Below are 20089 nucleotides of genomic sequence, written 5' to 3' on the forward strand. Positions count from 1 at the left end.
ATAATCTTAAAGCAAAATAGAAAATTGCTTCAAAATACCTTCCGTTACTCGCCAAAAAAGCTATGGTAAGTTTATAAATTTAGTTATTATGTTATTTACTTATGATTTTGCGGTTTTTCAATGCGCTCGATAGTAATTATAATTTTAATATTTATTTGCTCTGCGTTAACTCACGCAAACGAAATTAATATTTCCACTACAACGAAGAACGGGAATACTACTTTTTACCTGCAAGCAGGAGCGTTTAATTTAGAAAAAGATGCAAAACAGCGTGAAAAGGAATTGTCTGCTCTTGTTAGTGAACATGTAGAAATTAAGAACCTATCCGATAAAAAACTTTATCTTGTGCAGATAGGTCCTATTAGCGATTATCTTACAGCGCGTGAGTTGCAGAATAAAATATCCCTACAGCTCAGTGCCAAAAAAAATCAACAAAATAACAATCAAGTTCCCTCTCCAATACAAACGAATCAATCTGAAAATGAGAGCGCAGCTGAGCAAACACAAACACTCCCTCAGAATGGCCAAATATGGAATTTAAGAAATGCGGATATTCGAGCGGTTATCGCTGAAGTATCACGGGTTACTGGTAAAAATTTTGTGATAGATCCTCGAGTTCAAGGAAAAATATCGATTGTGTCGTCAACTCCAATGAATAATAATGAACTTTATCAGGTTTTCCTTTCAGTTTTACAAGTGTCCGGCTATGCCGCCATACCCAGTGGTGCAGTCATTAAAATTATTCCTAATATTGATGCCAAAACCCAATCACCCGATCTTCTGAACGAACTGAAACATCCACCACAAGGCGATGATATGATGGTGGCTGTTGTAGCGGTTCATTATGTTCCAGCAGAGCAGTTAGTTCCTGTTTTGCGTCCATTAATGCCCCAATGGAGTAGTATCTCTGCATATGCCCCATCAAATATGCTCATCCTGTCAGGAAGAGCGAATAATATTCATAGTCTTGCAGACATTATCAGGCAAGTAGATAACTCATCTGCAAATGGTATTGATATGGTCCATTTAAAACATTCTTTAGCAATGGACATTGCCGCTACGCTAAAAGATTTAGTAAAAACCCAACCCAGTATGGGCGCAGCACGCACGCAATTAACTGTTGCTGCTGATGATCGTTCGAACTCTCTATTAATCAGTGGTTCTAAAACGGATAGAATCCGCATTAGGATGTTAATATTAAAGCTAGATAAGGAAAGCTCTGCAGGCCTTAACTCCAATACTCAAGTCGTTTATCTGAACTATCTTCGAGCAGAAGACCTGGTGCCAATTCTTGCCGGTATCGCTCAGGCAAATTTCAGCGGTAATGTTGGGACAACCATTGGAACCATCACTCGACCGGCTTTAGACAGCACTAATCCTGCTTCTAATCTTGTAAGTAATAATAACAGCTCTAACTCCCAAAGTCCGGCGACCTCTCTTTATCCAGCTGGCAGTCCCTCTCTGACATCACCTGGGGCCACTGCAAATACTACCTCAGCAAGCTCACAGAATGAAGGCACCACAAAACCATCAGTGCAAATAATTGCTGAGCCCAATACAAATTCCATTATTCTTAATGCACCCGCTTCTGTAATACGGATTCTAAAAAGAGTAATTTCCCAATTGGATATTAAACCCGCACAAATTCTCATTGAAGCTTTGGTCGCTGAAATAAATCAAGAAGATGTCAACGATTTAGGCATAGAATGGGGTAGCAATCAACAAACAGGAAAACCAGCAAGCTTTAGACCAGGATTTGCTATAATTAATAGCAAAACCAGACTTGATGATTTTCAAGCGCAAATTTATGCCTTGGCAAGAGAAAATAAAGCGAACATTTTATCAACACCTTCGGTAGTAGTTCTTGATAATCGCCAAGCCAAAATATTGGTAGGTAAGCAGGTTTCAGTGGCATCGACTAATTATCCTAATAATGCTGGCGGTACAACCGTAGCGAGTCCATTTACAACCTTTGATAGGGTTAATGTTGCATTGCATCTTTATGTCAGACCCCAAATTACGCGTGGCGAAGGCATTCAAATGCAAATCGATCAAGGTAATGACACTTTGGATCCGCCTGTTGTTGCTCCGACTTCAACTACCCCTACCTTTAGAATTAGTAGTATAGTCACTTCGGTTCATGTTGATAGTGGCGACATCGTTGTTCTAGGAGGTTTAACCCAAGACAGTCTTGGTAATGACAATAATCGTATACCTGTGTTGGGTGATATACCTGGTGTGGGTCGCATCTTTAGACGTAATGTTAATTCTCGTGAAAAGCGTGTACTTATGGTCTTTATAAAACCCATTATTTTACGTAATGAACGCGATACGATGCATATGACGGGTGAAAAATATAATAATGTTCGTCAATACGAACTCGATTGGGTCAGATCACAAGATGCATTTGTACAAAGTAATAACTCTACGGTAATGCCTGCTTTAAAACGGGCAGAATTACCTAAACCGTTTAATCGTCCACCTTTATTAGCAACGAAATAAACTATGGTAAATGAAGATAAATCACTGAAAATCCCATACAGTTTTGCAAAAAACCATGGGATTGTTGTTGCCAGTGAAATGAGCGATAACCATGTCCTTGTTTATTATTTACCAAATACCCCATTGCAAGCACTTGCCGAAATAAAACGATTATTACAATGCGAGTTTACTTTAAAGCAAGTCGATGAATCTGCATTTCAACAACATTTAGCCCATGTCTATCAATCAAAATCATCCATATTAGAAGCTGCCGGAGGTATGGAGGATGATATGGATCTTTCGTTACTGGCAAGCCAGCTACCAGTGAGTGAAGATTTATTAGAAAATCAGGATGATGCACCAATAATTCGCTTATTGAATGCATTATTTACTCAAGCAATAAAACAAAAGGCTTCTGATATTCATATCGAAACTTATGAAGATCGCGTATTAGTACGTAATCGAATTGACGGTGTGTTACATGAGGTTTTAGAAATTCAACGTGCCATAGCCCCTCTAGTGATTTCGAGAGTTAAAGTTATGGCCAAACTAGATATCGCAGAAAAACGTATTCCACAAGATGGTCGTATTTCACTGCGTATTGGTGGACATAATATTGATGTTCGGGTTTCTACCCTTCCCTCTAACCATGGTGAACGTGTTGTTTTAAGAATTCTGGATAAACAAGCGGCCCAATTGGATTTGAATCTCTTAGGTATGCCTGAACCAACCGTAAAAGCCATGCGACGAATGATCGCTGAGCCTCATGGCATTATTTTAGTTACTGGACCCACTGGTTCAGGAAAAACCACCTCCTTATATGCCATGTTGACGGAGTTAAATGAAGTCTCACGTAACATTCTAACCATTGAGGATCCCATAGAATATGATCTTGAAGGAATTGGACAAACTCAGGTTAATACTAAAGTACAAATGACCTTTGCTAAAGGTTTAAGAGCGATTCTCAGACAGGACCCAGATGTGGTCATGATCGGAGAAATTCGTGATTTGGAAACAGCTGAAATTGCAGTTCAGGCAAGTCTGACAGGACACTTAGTACTTTCAACCTTACATACAAACAGTGCTCTAGGTGCATTAACTCGTTTACGTGACATGGGTGTTGAGTCCTTTCTCCTCTCATCAAGTATTGTTGGACTTATCGCGCAACGACTGGTCAGAAAATTATGTCACCAATGTAAGACACCACATCAATTAAGAGACGATGAAAAAGAACTTATGGGACTAGCACCTGACGCAGACACTTCAAACGTTTTTGAACCTAAAGGCTGTGACTTCTGCAATCACTTAGGCTATAAAGGCAGAACTGGGATTTATGAATTGATACCTGTTGATGAGACCTTAAGGGGAATGATCCACCGCAATGAAAATTTACAAACGATGGAAAATTACCTACGTCCGACTACTCCCAATATTCGTGATGATGGATTTAAGCGTGTGCTCATCGGAGACACCTCCCTTGCCGAAATTCTTCGGGTAACAACGCAAAGTTAGTTGATACACTTTTGGAAAAATAGATAACATAAACTGAAAAAATTTGTTTCCTATTTATCAATAGAAAACTCCTATGAAAATCAAATACTAATGGTTACTATATAAGATATAGATGGCTTCAATACTAAGAACAGATTAATGGATCTGTTTTTAAATATTCAAGATGTGCTGCCAAATAAACAGGGACTTCTTATGCGGCTTTGGTTCAAAGGATTTATTGGTTTTAGTTTATGCTCATTAGCATCCTGCACTGTCTCGCTACCGCAACAAAGCCAAGTTAAAAATATAAAACCCGTTCCAAATATGGAACATTCCATTAAAAAAAACCTGCAAAAAAAAGCTATTTTTTCCAAAGGAAAATGGCCTAATAGACAATGGTGGGTGGCTTATAATACGCCTGAGTTGAATGCTTTGATTACAGAAGCGTTAATGAATAATCCTTCAATTCAAGAGGTCAAGAGCCGAGTTGCGGTTGCTAAGCAGCAAGCAAGGGTTACGCGATCTCTATTATTTCCTTTAATATTTTTTGATGCAGATGAAAACCGCCAATATATAAGTCAAAACGGATTATATCGGGCATTCAATCATCGATTTCCTTTAAATGCGACACTTTTAGATCTCTCACTTTCATTTAATTATGATTTTGATTTTTGGGGAAAAAACCGAAATCTTTTCCGTGCAGCGCTAGGAGAAGCAAAGGCTCAAGAAGCCGAAGCAGCAGACGTGGAATTAATAACAAGTACTGCAATCGCTCAAGCTTTTTTTGCATATAAAACCAATCTTACAAGAAAAAAATTATTCACGCAGTTAATCAATGTACGCCAAAAAATTGCAACATTACAAAAATTATTAGTACAAAAAGGGCTCTCTTCAAAAATACCTGCATTAGAAACTTCAGAACAATTGCTTGAAGCCCGAAAATTACTATCAAGCATTAATGATGAACTTTCTGCTAACAAACATTTAATTAATACCCTAGCAGGACGCGGTCCGGATAATCCCCTATCGATTGATTCAGCGCTTCCCAAATTACCCCAAACTCTAAAAATTCCTCCAATATTGCCATTAGATTTCTTAGCTCGCAGACCGGATCTCATAGCGCAAATTTGGCGAGCCAAAGCCTTAGCCTATAAAACCGGGGCAGCCATGGCAGAATATTATCCTAATGTAAACCTAATTGGCCTTGTTGGCCTTGAAAGTACCAGTTGGAGAAAATTTTTGGATATATCAAGTGGCACAGCAGCGATTAGACCCGCGCTTGATTTACCTATTTTCACTGCAGGTGCCATACGGGCAAATATCAAAGCAAATAAAGCGCAATTTGATGCAGCAATTGCTGCATACAATAATTTACTGCTGTTCAGTACTCAAGAAGTTCTTGATGTACTCGCATTTGCTGAAGACATTTATCAACAAAAAAAGGAACAAAATCAAGTGGTTGAGTATGCAAAACAACGTTATGAATTAAGTTATTTACGTCAGAAAAAAGGTTTAGATAGTGTACTTGATGTTTATTTGTTACAAGAAGATGTGATTCAAAAAAGACTTGTTGATGTGGCTTTACTTTATAACCAATACCTTGCCTCGATCAAATTAACCAAAGCTTTGGGAGGAGGTTACTATCAAAATACCATACCCTTGGTGAAAAACTCATGAAAAAAAAGTCCCCTTCTTTTTATGTTACAATCATGGTCATCGCTCTGTTAATTTTCCTTTTTTTGTATTGGCTTTTTGTATGGAGAATCGAAGTCTATACCAATGATGCTTACGTACAGGGAAATCAGGTTTACATCAAATCATTAAAACCAGGATTTGTCACAGGCATTTATACAGATGATAGTTTTCTAGTAAAAAAAGGACAACTTCTCGTTTCATTAAATGAAACAGATTCTCTTATTGCTCTAGAAAAAGCAAAAAAGAAACTTGCCAAAACAGTACGAGATGTATGCCAAGCATTCCATGATGTATTTGTATTAGCTGCAGAAATTGAAGTGAGAAAAGCAGTACTCTTAAAAAGCCAGCAAAACCTCAAACATCGTTATGATGTCATTGGCGCCAAAGCGATTTCTTTGGAAGACTATCAAAACGCTCAGGATGATCTTAAAGCCGCGACAGCTGCATTAAAAAGCGCTAAAAACAATTACCAAAAAGCGCTCGCTTTTGTACAAGGAACGTCCATTGCCGAACATCCTTGGGTTCAGGCCGCTGCACAAGAGGTACGTAATGCCTGGGTCCAGCTCTATCGATGTAAAATTTATGCCCCAGTAGATGGACTTGTAGCACAAAGGACGATTCAAGTGGGTATGTGGATTTCACCTAAAGAACCCCTCATGGCCATTATTCCTTTGGATCAAGTATGGGTCAATGCCAACTTTAAGGAGACACAACTCAAAAAAATGCGTATCGGTCAAAACGTCACCTTTACTTCTGACCTTTATGGATCAAGTGTTGTTTACCACGGTAGAATAGTTGGTTTACCAGGAGGCGCAGGTAATGTTTTTTCACTATTACCTCCTGAGAATCTCTCTGGGAATTGGATTAAAATCGTACAAAGACTGCCTGTTCGTGTTGCTTTAAATCAAGACGAATTAAAAAAATTTCCATTACGAATCGGTCTTTCCCTTGAGGTCACAGCAAATCTGTCGAATCAGGATGGACCATTGGTACCCACGTCCACTGCTGGTTCGCCTCATTACGTCACTGATATTTTCCAAAAAGAAGAAATAGGCGATGAGCATCTTATCGCGCATATTATTCAGAGTAATTTAGATCCTAATCTTCAGAAATACGCCAATGCTCCGCTGATGCTCAATCAAGTTGTCTTAAATGGAAAGTAATGATGATTCTCTATATCTTACTCTTATCATTGGCTGCGGTTATTTTAAATCTGACTTTACCTATAATGGCGGGTCTCTATATTGTCAGTGATCTGGGCGGTAGTCCCTATATGACATCTTATACTGTCAGTTTCTTTTGTATTGGCAACTTACTCGGGGTGCCGTTAGGCAAACCCGCTGTGACTCGCTTAAGCCCCATTCAACTTTATGTGGTATGTCTTAGTCTTACTGCTTTATTCTCATGGGAATGCGCTACTGCTAGTGATTTTTTTTCTTTTATCCTATTTAGGTTTTTAGAAGGATTTGCTTCAGGACCAATGTTTCTTCTTATTACCTATACACTCATTCCCTTACTTTCAACGAATAAAGATAATGTCTTTATCGTTTCCTTAGTGTTGATTTGTCTGTCAATAATTCCTGTACTTGGTGCTTCATATGGCGCCTGGATTGCTTACATCTACGATTGGCGTTTTCTTTTTTATTCGAACATACCGATTTGCCTGTTTTTTATTGTATATGTTGGTTATGGCTATAGAAAATATCATGAACCAGTAAAAAAAACCTATTTTGACACGCTCGGATATTTTTATTACTGCATCAGCATGGTTTTTATTTTAAGCGCTTTAACAACAGGCCAGGAGTTAGATTGGTTTCGCTCCCCTTTTATCACTTTTTTACTTCTTTCTGGTTTCATCAGCTTTATATTTTTTATTTTACGGAGTTGCTCTGCGCAACATCCGGTCATCGACTTAAAATTGCTTAAGAATTTTTATTTTTCACTTGCTATGATCTATATCATTTTATTTTTTGCACTTTATTTTGGAATGGTGATCTTATTGTCATTATGGTTGAAGCTTTATGTTAATTATACTCCTGATTGGATCGCGCTAATCATTGGAACTATGGCATTTTGTGGGTGGATCCCTGTACTCATCAATAAGAAACAATATGACCCATTTTTCCCATTATTCATCGCCTTACTATTTTTTGCCATTTCCTGCTTCTATACCACTTATTTCAATGTGGAAATTGATTTTAGGCGGATAGCTTTTTCGCGAGTATTGGCCGGTATAGGACTTGCATTGTTTTTATCACCACTCTTTCAATTGACAGTAAACGCCTTTCCTGAGACAAAGCGTGCTGAATGCATCAGTTTCTTCCATGTCTCAAGATTACTTGGAAGTGGATTAGGAGTGGCTTTATTTTCTATATTATGGCATAGACGGGAAGTTTTTTTTCATCTTCGCTTGGGAAGTCGTTTGACTGCTTTTTCCCATGAAACACAACTCTTTTTTGAACGAGCAAAATTATTCCATCTCCAAGGAAAACACGCTTCTGCTCAATTAAATGCTTATCTTACGCGACAAGCCACTGCTTTGGCGTTAGATGATTGTTTTTATCTCATGGGTTGGATGGTTCTTCTTTTATTATTTCTTTTAATTGTTATTTTTTTATTACGTGCTAGAGAAAGCCGGACTCAAGCAAGTAAAGACAAGCAATTATTATTAGATGAAGGTATTCCATAAAAAGACTGTAGCTTGGGTTAAGCTACGCTAACCCAAGCTTCGTATGAGAAGTATCATTTAAAAAACTACTTATTCCATCCTACGCCAAGTAGTCCCATTTGGTCCATCTTCCAACTCAATTCCGCGACTTAACAAGTCTGCTCTTATTTGATCAGCACGCCCCCAATTTCGATCAGCACGAGCTTGAAGTCGCTCAGCAATTAATTGTTCAATTTCAGTCTTGTCTTCTTCAGCAAACCCAGATTGTAAAAAAGATTCAGGGTCTTCTTGTAATAACCCCATGACCCCTGCTAAATGCTTCAATGTAATAGCCAAATTAGGTGAACGACTCTTATTTACTTCATGGCTAAGTTGAAACAGAACAGAGAGGGCGACAGGCGTATTAAAATCATCGTTCATCGCTTGATTAAACTCATTGATCCAATGATTATCTAATTGACCATCAGCGATGCTATGACTGTCTTTTATTGTCTGGTATAAGCGTGTTAAGGCTTTCTTAGCATTGACTAAATTTTCTTCGGAATAATTTAATGGGCTGCGATAATGGCTACTTAAAAGGAAATAGCGAACAACCTCTGGATGATGTTTGGCTAAAACATCAGCTATCGTAAAAAAATTACCTAATGATTTGGACATCTTTTCATTATTAACCTGTAGCATCCCTACATGCAGCCAATAGTTTGCAAAAGGCTTTTCAGTAGCCGCTTCACTTTGTGCGATTTCATTTTCATGATGCGGGAATTGTAAATCCAACCCTCCCCCATGAATATCAAATTGCTCACCTAATTCACTCATAGCCATAGCAGAACATTCAATATGCCAACCTGGACGTCCTTCACCCCATGGTGAGGGCCAACTTGGTTCACCCTGTTTTGCCTTTTTCCATAAAACGAAATCTAGTGGGGAACGCTTTTCCTTAACAATTTCTACTCGTGCTCCCGCAACTAATCCCTCAAGATCTTTGTGGGATAATTTACCGTAGTCAGCAAACGAATCAACTTGATAGCATACATCGCCATTCTCACTAAGATAGGCGCTTCCCTTCTCAAGTAATCGTCCAATTAATTGAATAATACTCGCGATATGTTCTGTGGCACGTGGCTCTACATCCGGAGGCAAAATCTTTAGCGCTTGTGTGTCCTCATTCATTGCCGCAATATACTGAGCGGTCAACTCATCGATTGGTATGGCACGTTCATGCGCGCGCGCAATAATTTTATCGTCAATATCTGTAATATTACGTACGTATTTAACGTCATAGCCTTGAGAGCGGAGGTATCGAACAATGACATCAAAAGAAACCATTGAGCGGGCATGGCCTATATGGCAACGATCATATACGGTAATACCACAAACATAGAGGCCAATTTTTCCGGGAGAAATGGAAACAAATGGTTCTTTAGTTCTGGTTAAAGAATTATATAAATGCAACATATCAGCCCCTTCATTCAGATTCTATTGACAATTCTACGATCTTGGCCCAAATCCAAGGGAAACTACTGCTACCTCATCCCTCGTTATTCTAAGGGTGACCCGGATTTTTAGGGCTCTAAATCGTCATTTTGACTCGCTCTTGATTTGTCAACAGACTCTATTATTTTGCCCAAGTATCTTTCAAATCAACGACACGATGAAATGCACAAACACGACCTTCCTTTGATTCATTAACACAATAGTATCCTAAACGCTCAAACTGAAATACTTCTCCTAATTGCTGATTTGCTAGAGCAGGCTCGCAATAGGCTTGTTTTATTTTCAATGAATCATGATTTAAAAATTGGAAGAAATCCTCTTCTCGACCAGGATTAGGATCGTTAAATAGACGGTCATACTCCAGTACAGTTACAGGATAAGCATGTGCACATGACACCCAATGAATAACCCCTTTTACCTTTCTATCTTCCGGATTTTTTCCTAAGGTTTTTTCATCATAGGTACAACGTAATTCTATGATATTGCCCTGTTCATCATGAACAACCTCATGACATTTAATCACATAGGCATGACGTAAGCGCACCTCAGAACCAGGAGATAGCCGAAAGTATTTTTTAGGTGGCTCTTCCATAAAGTCTGAACGCTCAATAAAGACCTCTCGAGAAAAAGGTAGTTCCCTTATGCCTGCATCTGGATCTTGCTGATTGTACGCAGACTTTAGCATTTCTACTTTACCCTCAGGATAATTCTCTATAACTACTTTTATAGGATCCATAACACACAAAGCACGCTTCGCTGTTCTGTTTAATTCAGCACGAACACATTCCTCTAACAGGGACATATCAATTACTGAATCACTACGTGATATTCCTATTACTTCACAAAATTGACGAATTGCAGCAGCAGGATAACCACGTTTACGCATCCCTCTGATTGTAGGCATACGTGGATCATCCCATCCGGAAACAGCCTTCTTTTCAACCAAGGTACGTAATTTTCGCTTTGAAGTGACTGTGTGCGATAAATTTAATCGAGCAAACTCAGTTTGTATCGGCTTTGCAGGTAACGGTAAATTATCAACACACCAATCATAAAGTGGGCGGTGGTCTTGAAACTCCAATGTACATAAAGAATGCGTGATTTTTTCTAGCGCATCAGAAATAGGATGAGCATAATCATACATAGGATAAATACACCATTCATCTCCCGTACGTTGATGATGTGCATGTCGAATACGATAGATCACAGGATCACGCATATTTAAGTTACCTGATTGCATATCAATTTTTGCTCTTAGCACATGAGTACCATCAGGAAACTCCCCTGCTTTCATACGCGTAAATAAATCCAAACTTTCTTCGATTGGTCTATTTCTGTAAGGACTTTCGCGTCCAGGCTCTTGTAAAGTTCCTCGATAAGCCCGAATTTCATCCATGTTTAAGCTATCAACATAGGCCAAGTCTTTTTTAATTAATAATACTGCAAACTCATAAAGCTCATGGTAATAGTCTGAAGAATGAGTCATTGCATACCATTCAAAGCCGAGCCAGCGCACGTCTTCAATAATCGCATTGACGTACTCTTCTTCCTCTTTAATGGGGTTGGTGTCATCGAAACGTAAATAACAAATACCGTTAAACTCCTGCGCCAAACCAAAATTCAAGCATATAGACTTAGCATGACCTACATGCAAATACCCATTTGGCTCAGGAGGGAAACGAGTCACTACAGACTTATGTTTGCCACTCGCCAGTTCATCAGTAATCAGTTGTCTTATAAAATGAGCTCGTTTTTCAGTTATTTCTGTCATTAGATTTTCCACCACAGTTATTAGGGTCTGTTGACCATTCTACTATCCTGGTCAAAATGGCGAATTGATGATAGCCCCTACTCATAAAGCCATCATTTTAAATCATCCATAGCATGTCGCATGGAATAAATTAAATCTGCTCCCGCTTGCAATATATCATTATTCGTATTGTAAGCTTCCAGAATTCGCGTAATGAGGGCTGCCCCCACAATAACACCATCTGCAAAACTAGCAACCTCTGCAGCCATTTCAGGTGTTTTTATACCAAACCCCACCATTAAAGGAAGTGTGGTTTGTGTTTTTCGGTGTTGGTATTGCGATTTTAAAGATGAAACATCCAGATCCGATCCAGTAACACCCTTTAAAGACACATAGTACAAATATCCTTTGGCATATTGATTAATTAATGCCATTCGCTCATCTGAAGTCGTAGGCGAACACAGAAAGATACTGTATAAACCATATTTTTGCCAGACTTTTGCTACTTCTTCACCTTCTTCTGGGGGTAAATCTACCAGAATGGTTCCATCCACACCCACTTCTGATGCTTGTTGTGCAAAAAGCTCATAACCAAAATGTTCAATAGGATTTAAATAGCCCATTAGAACAATGGGTGTTTCTTGATCTTGTAATCGAAACTCTTTCACCATGTTCAATACGGTATGGCAATGCACATCTTGAGCAAGTGCACGCTCCATTGCTCTTTGGATAACAGGGCCTTCTGCCATGGGGTCAGAAAAAGGAATACCCAATTCTATAATGTCAGCTCCGGACCTTACCAATTCATGCATCAGTTTAACCGTGGCCTCTGGATAAGGATCTCCAGCTGTAATATAAGGACTAAGCATTTTTTTGCCTTGAGATTTAAGGCGCATCAAAGTTTTATCAATTCGATTCATACGGTAATTCCATCAATTTGAGCCACAGTATGCATGTCTTTATCACCTCGACCAGATAAATTCACGATAATGCTTTGCTTCGTTGACATGGTTTTAGCAAGTTTCATTGCATAAGCAATTGCATGACTGGATTCCAGAGCGGGGATAATTCCTTCTACCTGCGTTAAGGTACGGAATGCATGCAATGCTTCGTCGTCATTAATTGCTTCATAAATGACGCGACCAGTATCTTTTAAGTAGGCATGTTCTGGACCTACACCAGGATAATCAAGACCTGCCGAAACAGAATGAGTATCTTTAATTTGACCGTACTCATCACAGAGCAAATAAGTCCGATTACCATGTAAAACGCCGGGAGCTCCAGCAATTAATGAAGCAGAATGTTGGCCGCTTTCTAAACCCTTACCTCCAGCTTCAACACCATAGATAGCAACAGTTGAATCATTCAGAAAAGGATAAAATAAACCGATTGCATTAGAGCCACCACCGACACAGGCCACCAAAGCATCAGGTAAATGTCCTGTTTTTTCTAAAAACTGAGCTCGAGCCTCAATACCAATGACCGCTTGAAAATCACGGACCATTTGAGGATAAGGATGTGGTCCAGCAACCGTTCCAATAATATAAAAAGTATCATCAATATGACTTACCCAATCACGCATGGCTTCATTTAACGCATCTTTTAATGTTTGTGAACCTGCGGTGACCGGAACAACTTCTGCACCTAACAATTTCATGCGATACACATTAGATGATTGACGCTTTATATCTTCAGCACCCATGTATACGACACATTCTAAACCTAATTTAGCAGCTACTGTTGCCGAGGCAACGCCATGTTGACCTGCACCTGTCTCGGCAATGACACGAGTTTTTCCCATACGTTTGGCAAGTAGCGCTTGCCCTACCGTATTATTAATTTTATGTGCCCCAGTATGGTTCAAATCTTCTCGTTTTAAGTAAATTTGAGCACCGCCTATTTCCTTGCTTAAACGTTGTGCATGATAAAGGGGGTTAGGCCGTCCTACATAATCTTTTAATTCAGCATCAAGCTCAGCTAAAAAATCAGGATCTTTTCGATATTTTGCATAAGCCTCTTCCAATTGCTTTAATGCATACATCAAAGTATCTGCTACAAAAATACCACCATAGGGACCAAAATGCCCGCGCTCATCAGGAAGCTCTTTTTTATTCATGAATCTACCTTCATTAACTGCTCAAAAGTGTTGTTTCGGTGCAGCATAACCCGGGTTCAGAGGACTAATTTTCCAGGTTACGCTACCCCAGGCTACTGTAATAATTTCTGCATAAATCGAGTCATTTTGCCATGATCTTTAATTCCAGGCGACATCTCAATACCACTGCACAGATCTACCGCATAAGGGTGACATGATTTAATTGCCTCAAGTACATTAAACTCATCCAATCCACCAGCCAATATATAAGGCTTTTCTACCTTTTGGGGAATAATATTCCAATCAAAAACACTTCCAGTCCCGCCCCTAACAGTCTCAGAAGGTGTATCCAACAATAAGGCACGTGCTGACACAAAATTTTGAGCAGCTTGATGAATGTGCTCCGCTGAATCAGAATGTATGGCTTTAATATAAGGTTTCTTAAATTGTTGGCAAAAACCCACGGTTTCATCACCATGAAACTGCAATAATTGGATTGGCAATTCCTCTAGTATTTGATGAACAAAATCTTGCTCAGGATTAACCAAAACAGCAACCGAGTTTACAAATGCAGGAAGATCTTTTAATAATAATTTGGCTTGTTCTATAGAAACACAACGAGCGCTCTTTGAATAAAAAATCAACCCTATAGCATCAACACCTAGATTAATAGCATGTGCGATATCTTCTCTACGCGTCATTCCACACATTTTGACTCGTACACGTGCCAAATTCAATTATTTCTCCAAAAGAAAAGAAGGCCCTGGATTATTCTGTAATATAGAAAATTCCTGAGGATAAGTCACTTGCACTAAATACAATCCATAGGCAGGGGCAGTTTCAGCGCCTAATCTTCTATCTTTTGCTTTTAATACCTCATCTACCCACGATACAGGATGTTTTCCTGAGCCTACCGCAATTAATACACCAGCAATATTTCGCACCATATGATGTAAAAAAGCATTGGCAGTAATATCAATTATTACTAAATCACCCATACGGCTAACCTGTAATTTGTGGATGTTCCGCATAGGGGTATTCGACTGACACTCAACGGAACGAAATGAAGTAAAATCATTCTCTCCCAATAAAACCTGAGCTGCCTGGTGCATCTGTCGGTGATCTAATTGCCTGTATTGCCAAGTAACATTACTTCGGAATAAAGCAGGTCGAATAGCGCCATTATAAATGACATAACGATATCTTCTTGCAGTAGCAGAATACCTTGCATGAAACTCTTCCGACAACTCTTTTCCCCACTTGACGCAAATATCTTTAGGTAGGAATGAGTTTGCACCATGAATCCATGCTCGGATGCTACGTACCTTATCGCAGTCAAAGTGAATTACTTGATTAGTAGCATGTACACCAGTATCTGTCCTTCCTGCACAAACGACAGAAATAGGACTATCTGCTACTTTTGATAAAGCATGTTCTACGGCTTGTTGCACTGTATGCAAGCCTGTTTGTGCTTGCCAGCCATGATACTGGCTACCATCGTACTCAAGCACCAAGGCAATACGCATTGATTATTCCTGATAAAAGGGCCAATTTATAATACAGTATATGTTTTGTCTATACCTTAACATAATTGATTTACAAGTTTATTAATTATTATAGTAATTTCTCTTGGTCTAAATTCTGATTTTTAATAATTATGCTATTGTTTAGGGTACTTGCGAATCAATCTATAGCCTGTTTTAGACCTAATTAACTTCTAACCATTTTATTGATTTATTTCATTCAATCATGATACTTTCTCATGCTGCAATTAATCATTATCAATAATTGTGCCTGTCTTTACTATAACGATTATTTAAATTTTGAGACTCATTATGAAATGGAATTTATTTTATCCAGGTATCACCGCTTTATTATTTGTCTGCCATAGCCAATCTTTTTCTAAGAATATTGAAAGCATACAAAATCCACTACCACAATCTATTTTCAATGCTCAAGGTAATTGGTTTTTAGCTCTTGGAGGAGGAGCCCAATTCCCTCAGTTACATTCTCATATGAAATTAAATAATGGTTCAGAGTTTCCTTCCCCCTTTGATTATGATCGACTCTCAGTCGGTAGTAATAATGGAGGAGTTATTGCTGCATCTGGCGGTCGACGTTGGCAAACTAGTAATTTCTGGTTTCCTTCCTACTCATTAAGTGTCTTCTGGCAGTATTTTTTTAAAACTCAAATCCAAGGTGAAATTACACAATACTCCTTACCCGAATTTACTAACTACACTTATAACTTGGATTTTACTTCCAATCTTTTATTAGCATCAGGAAAAATTAATCTGTTTCGATATGGGGCATTTTCACCCTACATTAATGGAGGAATAGGAAGTTCATTCAACAGAGTCTCTAACTATCGTGAAGAAGCTTTTACTAACGTTACTCCAAGAGTCAGTCCTGGATTTAGGGACTCGAATAGCAGTGAATTTGCATATAACGTGGGTGCAGGTATTGATGTGCAATTTTTCCCTCAACTTATTTTTTCAGTAGGTTATATTTATCAAGATTTAGGCCCTATTTCTTCGGGTAATGGGATTAATACATGGGCAGAACAATCCTTAAATCCTGGATCTTATCGATCAAACGAGGTTTTAGTCACCGCAACGTATCTTTTTGGTGCAGAAAAACCCTTTATAAAATAACCGCTAATAAAAAATAATGGGGATTTTTATGGATAAAACTTCTTTTACAGATACAGTCTTCAAACGAAACCTATTTTGATTAATAGAATGCTAATTGTCAGGGGGCTTCGTAGGCGGAATTAGCGCAGCTCCCGTCATCCCAAGCATAGCGAGGGATTTCCGCTCAGTAGCAGGTTGCTATGATGCGAGATCCCGAGTTGCACCTGGGATGACAGCAAAGGTTCTAACTCTAAAATATTCCTGAGGTAGAGAAATACTATAGAATCACTCATGTTGTTATAAAGTGAAATTATCATTGTTCTCGTTACTCGAATCCTCATCAATATTTACACGCGGTAATTGCTCTTTAAATGATTTAAAGTTAAATGACCTTTCAGTTTTATGAACATTGTTTCTTTCTTCTATTTTCTCAGAAACTTTACTGAGTTGGTCATCAATATCAGCTCCTTTGGTCTTCTGAATTGCTTCATATAGTTCTCGTGTTACGCTAGATTGACCACGTGACAATCCAGAAATATGACTTTTGAGTGCGTGCAAATCAGAAAAATGCTGCTCTTGTAAGTATTTCAAATTGGCAATGTCATTTTTATGCGTTTTTGGATCGAGATAACTTATAACATCTGAAACAGTTTCCATAACCTTGGCTACCTGTATAGAATCCTGTAATTGACTGATTTGCCTTTCTTTAAATTTAATTTGTTGTGCCAGATCTGCAAGTTGATTCTTTTCCCCCATAGTCGGATCACGAGGCACGAATATCTGTTTTTCTACTTCCTTCCATGTATCCGGCTCAAGATTAAATTCATCAGGGGCATTGGGATCAACTTCCTGTTTAAATTTATATGTGTCTGGCTCTAATTCTGTTCTCATGTATGTTTCGTAGAAGGTGCCCTTCAAGGTTCTAACCCGCTCTTGCAAGTCTCGCAATTCCAAATTGAACCTATCAATCTGCTGCAATTTTGCTCTCATGATATTCCCTCACCATAAAATTAAAAAATCATTCATCCATCCTGTAATTATAGTACATTCATATTTTAAAATGATTATTTTTTAAACAAGAAAAATGCGAGCAAAATTATCTTTGTGGCGTAGCCTTGTAAAGACAAAGCGTAAATCATCGTCATCCTAAGAGTAGTAAAGTATCGATATGCAGTAGCACGCTGTTACGATGGGAGATGCCAAGCGCATTGGGAAAAGAAAACAGCAAAATTAGGATTTCCCTTTGATCTCATCAATTAAGCTTTGTGCTTCTTCTTTTTGTGATTGACTTCCGTGTTCCAGGACTTCATTTAAAGAATGCAGTGCAGATTCTATATCTTCCATACCTATATAAGTTCTGGCTAGAGCTAAGAGTGTATCTAATGCCTTCTTGTTCTTTAAAGGGGAAAGATTTTTGGTTTCATCCTCTTTTTGTAGTGGTAAATCGACAGGGACTGAAGGAACAAACTCCACACTATTTCCATCCTCACCGATTTGCTCTTGAAAATTATTTTCTTTGGGAGCTGGATTCGTTGTAAGTACATGGTGTAGACCAGATTCAAACTCCAAAAGATTATCTTCCTGAGTTATATCACCACTGGAGTTTTTGTCTTCATTAGTTTGAGAAGGTGGTTTACTTTCATTTTCAGTCGGGATAATTTCCAATAATGGCTCATCATTTGCTGTGGTGGATTGAGGTTCAATCGCAAGAGAATTTTGTTCTGCAAACTCATCAACAGGCTCTATATTTAATCCAGACTCAGGGGTTAACTTGGGCTCAGGGGTTAACTTAGGCTCAGGGGTTAACTTAGGCTCAGGGGTTAACTTAGGCTCAGGGGTTAACTTAGGCTCAGGGGTTAACTCAGGCTCAGGGGTTAATTCAGGCTCAGGGGTTAACTCAGGCTCAGGGGTTAACTCAGGCTCAGGGGTTAATTCAGGCTCAGGGGTTAATTCAGGCTCAGGGGTTAATTCAGGCTCAGGGGTTAATTCAGGCTCAGGGGTTAATTCAGGCTCAGGGGTTAATTCAGGCTCAGGGATTAACTCAGGCTCAGGGGGTAACTCAGGCTTAGGAGTTAACTCAGACTGTTTTAATTTAGTTTCTGGCTTTACATCATGCAGTGGTTCTTGAGTAACCATCCCTTCTTTCAGACTAATAATGGGCGGGGTCGAAGAGGATGTTAAGGTTGAAGTATCGGTTGCTGAAGATGAGCCTACTCTTCTTTTTGCTTGCTCCGATCGTTTTAAATAGAAATAAGCAGCAACTCCACCACCTCCTCCAGCAATAAGTAACAGCATGAATATAAGCCAAAATTCGGAAGATGAATTGTTGGCTGAGTCCATGGAACTTGCTTGTCCTGAAATTGCCATTCGCTCTTTCATCATGGATTGAATTTGGTTATGTATTAATCGAAGTTCTTTATCACGTTCATCCAATTGCTTTTGCAGTTTTGTATTTTGTGCTTGTAAAAAACTCAATTGTTCAGTCAACAGAGCATTAGACTCTCGTAAGGAATCTACTGCAGCAGTTGTTATTGATATTTCAGCCTTGAGTGTCCTATTTTGTTCTGGACTTACTTGTTTCGGAGCTACCAAAGACGGAATTGAAGACAGAATATGATCTGGGATAGAAGCTTCGGTCTCAGAAAACTTTGGCACAGGGGGTATTTGAGAGTACTCAACTGTTGCAGCATTGGATGTTTGTCCTGTCATATAGGGTGGAGCCAACACATGATTGATCGTTGTTTTTTCATTCCATGACTTATCATGAGCCATTACTTCAACTGTAGCTAAATCAGCTGGTACCTCAAGGAACTCCTTGGCAGAAGGAATTTTAAGACGAACACCCGTTTTTAATCCATTTAAATTCCCATCAATAAATGCCCCAGGATTTGCTCCCACAATAGCAAGAACAATTTGCGGTAAAATTGCGTCTGAAGTTTTATATCTTTGAGCAATTTGCCATACATTTTCATTGGACACCGTAGGACCATAAATTGCTTTTTTCTTTGTCCCCCCAGACTCACCTTGATATTCTCCAGAAGAAGCCTTTGTATTCTGATGATAATTTGAGAACTTCCTCTGATAAGTTAGACCACTTTGCGCCATAGTACTCGTTAATTTATAACCTGGTGGATCTAACAAAACAGTATAAACTTTAAAGATTTGTCCTTTAGGCCAGTTTAAGTCCACAATAAGCTGCATATAAGGTTCTGTCATCCGTTCGTTGGAATGAACTTGTATAACAAATCCATGTTTATTTTGTCTCACATCGAAAAAAAGAGCACCAACAGCTTCAGAGCGCTCAATCCCTAAACTTTGATAGCTTTGTGGATCAGCAAGCCCCACCCTGATATTCGACAAAGAAATGTTATGGGAATCAATTAGCGTAATCTCAGCAAGAAAAGGCTGGCCCAAAGCTGACTCTACTTTCATTTCACCCAAACCGAGAGCATAAACATATACAGGCACCGTCAGTGAAAATAAGGATGAAAATAAAGCAGTTTTTTTCAATCAGAGCTCCATGCCCTTGGCGGGTTGAAGAAAGGAAATTGGTTTTTAAAAAAACTAACATTATTTCCTAATCTATTCAAGCAATTAGAACTTTATTGAACAGTTAATCTAGAAATATTTCAATGGTAAACTCCTTTTTCTAAATAATCGTTTATTATTCCTATTTTTCAACAAAATAGTTGAGTTACTCCTTTAAAATTTCTGACAAAAATGAGCTTCCCATCTCAAGAAGAATGATTAATAATAGAATGAATTACTTATTGAAAATAGGG

At 38.7% G+C, this 20089-nt stretch carries 14 protein-coding genes; 6 read left to right on the forward strand and 8 right to left on the reverse strand.

Going from position 1 to position 20089, the window contains the following annotated elements; translation table 11 throughout:
* Positions 1–120: 120 nt before the first annotated feature.
* From lspD to ACF8MK_RS15465, 5 genes are all read left to right on the forward strand, one after another.
* Positions 121–2502 carry a GspD family T2SS secretin variant LspD gene (lspD, locus tag ACF8MK_RS15445; RefSeq protein WP_392537404.1) on the forward strand — a complete coding sequence of 794 codons (2382 nt, stop codon included), beginning with the start codon at positions 121–123 and terminating at the stop codon, positions 2500–2502.
* Between the two features lie 3 nt (positions 2503–2505).
* The gene (gene lspE, locus ACF8MK_RS15450; RefSeq protein ID WP_392537405.1) at positions 2506–3993 is read left to right on the forward strand and encodes a GspE family T2SS ATPase variant LspE; all 1488 of its coding nucleotides are present in this window, start codon (positions 2506–2508) and stop codon (positions 3991–3993) included.
* Positions 3994–4185: 192 nt separating this feature from the next.
* Positions 4186–5649, forward strand: a complete 1464-nt coding sequence (locus ACF8MK_RS15455; protein WP_392537406.1) for an efflux transporter outer membrane subunit — start codon at positions 4186–4188, stop codon at positions 5647–5649.
* A complete protein-coding gene (locus ACF8MK_RS15460; protein WP_392537407.1) occupies positions 5646–6830 on the forward strand; it encodes an efflux RND transporter periplasmic adaptor subunit in 1185 nt (394 codons plus the stop codon). The genes ACF8MK_RS15455 and ACF8MK_RS15460 overlap by 4 nt, the downstream gene beginning before the upstream one ends.
* Positions 6830–8356: an MFS transporter gene (locus tag ACF8MK_RS15465; RefSeq protein ID WP_392537408.1), complete on the forward strand. Its 1527-nt coding sequence runs from the start codon at positions 6830–6832 to the stop codon at positions 8354–8356. Before ACF8MK_RS15460 ends, ACF8MK_RS15465 begins: the two co-directional genes overlap by 1 nt.
* Positions 8357–8425: 69 nt before the next feature.
* Here the strand turns inward: ACF8MK_RS15465 and cysS are convergent, their stop codons facing one another.
* From cysS to truA, 6 genes are all read right to left on the reverse strand, one after another.
* Complete coding sequence (gene cysS, locus ACF8MK_RS15470) at positions 8426–9790, reverse strand: cysteine--tRNA ligase (protein WP_392537409.1); 1365 nt, start codon at positions 9788–9790, stop codon at positions 8426–8428.
* A 160-nt stretch (positions 9791–9950) separates the two neighbouring features.
* A complete protein-coding gene (locus tag ACF8MK_RS15475; protein WP_392537410.1) occupies positions 9951–11600 on the reverse strand; it encodes a glutamine--tRNA ligase/YqeY domain fusion protein in 1650 nt (549 codons plus the stop codon).
* 92 nt (positions 11601–11692) lie between these two features.
* Positions 11693–12499: a tryptophan synthase subunit alpha gene (gene trpA / locus ACF8MK_RS15480; RefSeq protein ID WP_392537411.1), complete on the reverse strand. Its 807-nt coding sequence runs from the start codon at positions 12497–12499 to the stop codon at positions 11693–11695.
* Positions 12496–13695: a tryptophan synthase subunit beta gene (gene trpB / locus ACF8MK_RS15485; protein WP_392537412.1), complete on the reverse strand. Its 1200-nt coding sequence runs from the start codon at positions 13693–13695 to the stop codon at positions 12496–12498. The genes trpA and trpB overlap by 4 nt, the downstream gene beginning before the upstream one ends.
* 92 nt (positions 13696–13787) lie before the next feature.
* On the reverse strand, positions 13788–14411 hold the full coding sequence (locus ACF8MK_RS15490) for a phosphoribosylanthranilate isomerase (protein ID WP_392537413.1): 624 nt from the start codon (positions 14409–14411) through the stop codon (positions 13788–13790).
* Positions 14412–15200, reverse strand: coding sequence for a tRNA pseudouridine(38-40) synthase TruA (gene truA / locus ACF8MK_RS15495; protein ID WP_058387607.1), 789 nt, complete (start codon positions 15198–15200; stop codon positions 14412–14414).
* Between the two features lie 309 nt (positions 15201–15509).
* Here truA and ACF8MK_RS15500 point away from each other — a divergent pair, with 309 nt between their 5' ends.
* Complete coding sequence (locus ACF8MK_RS15500) at positions 15510–16328, forward strand: outer membrane protein (RefSeq protein WP_392537414.1); 819 nt, start codon at positions 15510–15512, stop codon at positions 16326–16328.
* A 276-nt stretch (positions 16329–16604) separates the two neighbouring features.
* Here ACF8MK_RS15500 and ACF8MK_RS15505 read toward each other — a convergent pair whose 3' ends face one another.
* Positions 16605–17297: a hypothetical protein gene (locus ACF8MK_RS15505; RefSeq protein ID WP_392537415.1), complete on the reverse strand. Its 693-nt coding sequence runs from the start codon at positions 17295–17297 to the stop codon at positions 16605–16607.
* 240 nt (positions 17298–17537) lie between these two features.
* Positions 17538–19817 (reverse strand): FimV/HubP family polar landmark protein, encoded by a 2280-nt coding sequence (locus ACF8MK_RS15510; protein WP_392537416.1) that lies wholly within the window; start codon positions 19815–19817, stop codon positions 17538–17540.
* Between the last annotated feature and the right edge of the window lie 272 nt (positions 19818–20089).

The sequence above is a fragment of the Legionella sp. 227 genome (assembly GCF_043161935.1).
Taxonomy (GTDB): domain Bacteria; phylum Pseudomonadota; class Gammaproteobacteria; order Legionellales; family Legionellaceae; genus Legionella; species Legionella sheltonii.

What these genes read in the sequence shown, in the direction of transcription:
- trpA (WP_392537411.1), bottom strand. Translation starts at nt 12,499, where the DNA reads ATGAATCGAATTGATAAAACTTTGATGCGCCTTAAATCTCAAGGCAAA.
- ACF8MK_RS15455 (WP_392537406.1), top strand. Translation starts at nt 4,186, where the DNA reads ATGCGGCTTTGGTTCAAAGGATTTATTGGTTTTAGTTTATGCTCATTA.
- lspE (WP_392537405.1), top strand. Translation starts at nt 2,506, where the DNA reads ATGGTAAATGAAGATAAATCACTGAAAATCCCATACAGTTTTGCAAAA.
- cysS (WP_392537409.1), bottom strand. Translation starts at nt 9,790, where the DNA reads ATGTTGCATTTATATAATTCTTTAACCAGAACTAAAGAACCATTTGTT.
- ACF8MK_RS15505 (WP_392537415.1), bottom strand. Translation starts at nt 17,297, where the DNA reads ATGAGAGCAAAATTGCAGCAGATTGATAGGTTCAATTTGGAATTGCGA.
- truA (WP_058387607.1), bottom strand. Translation starts at nt 15,200, where the DNA reads ATGCGTATTGCCTTGGTGCTTGAGTACGATGGTAGCCAGTATCATGGC.
- ACF8MK_RS15465 (WP_392537408.1), top strand. Translation starts at nt 6,830, where the DNA reads ATGATGATTCTCTATATCTTACTCTTATCATTGGCTGCGGTTATTTTA.
- ACF8MK_RS15460 (WP_392537407.1), top strand. Translation starts at nt 5,646, where the DNA reads ATGAAAAAAAAGTCCCCTTCTTTTTATGTTACAATCATGGTCATCGCT.
- lspD (WP_392537404.1), top strand. Translation starts at nt 121, where the DNA reads ATGCGCTCGATAGTAATTATAATTTTAATATTTATTTGCTCTGCGTTA.
- trpB (WP_392537412.1), bottom strand. Translation starts at nt 13,695, where the DNA reads ATGAATAAAAAAGAGCTTCCTGATGAGCGCGGGCATTTTGGTCCCTAT.
- ACF8MK_RS15500 (WP_392537414.1), top strand. Translation starts at nt 15,510, where the DNA reads ATGAAATGGAATTTATTTTATCCAGGTATCACCGCTTTATTATTTGTC.
- ACF8MK_RS15475 (WP_392537410.1), bottom strand. Translation starts at nt 11,600, where the DNA reads ATGACAGAAATAACTGAAAAACGAGCTCATTTTATAAGACAACTGATT.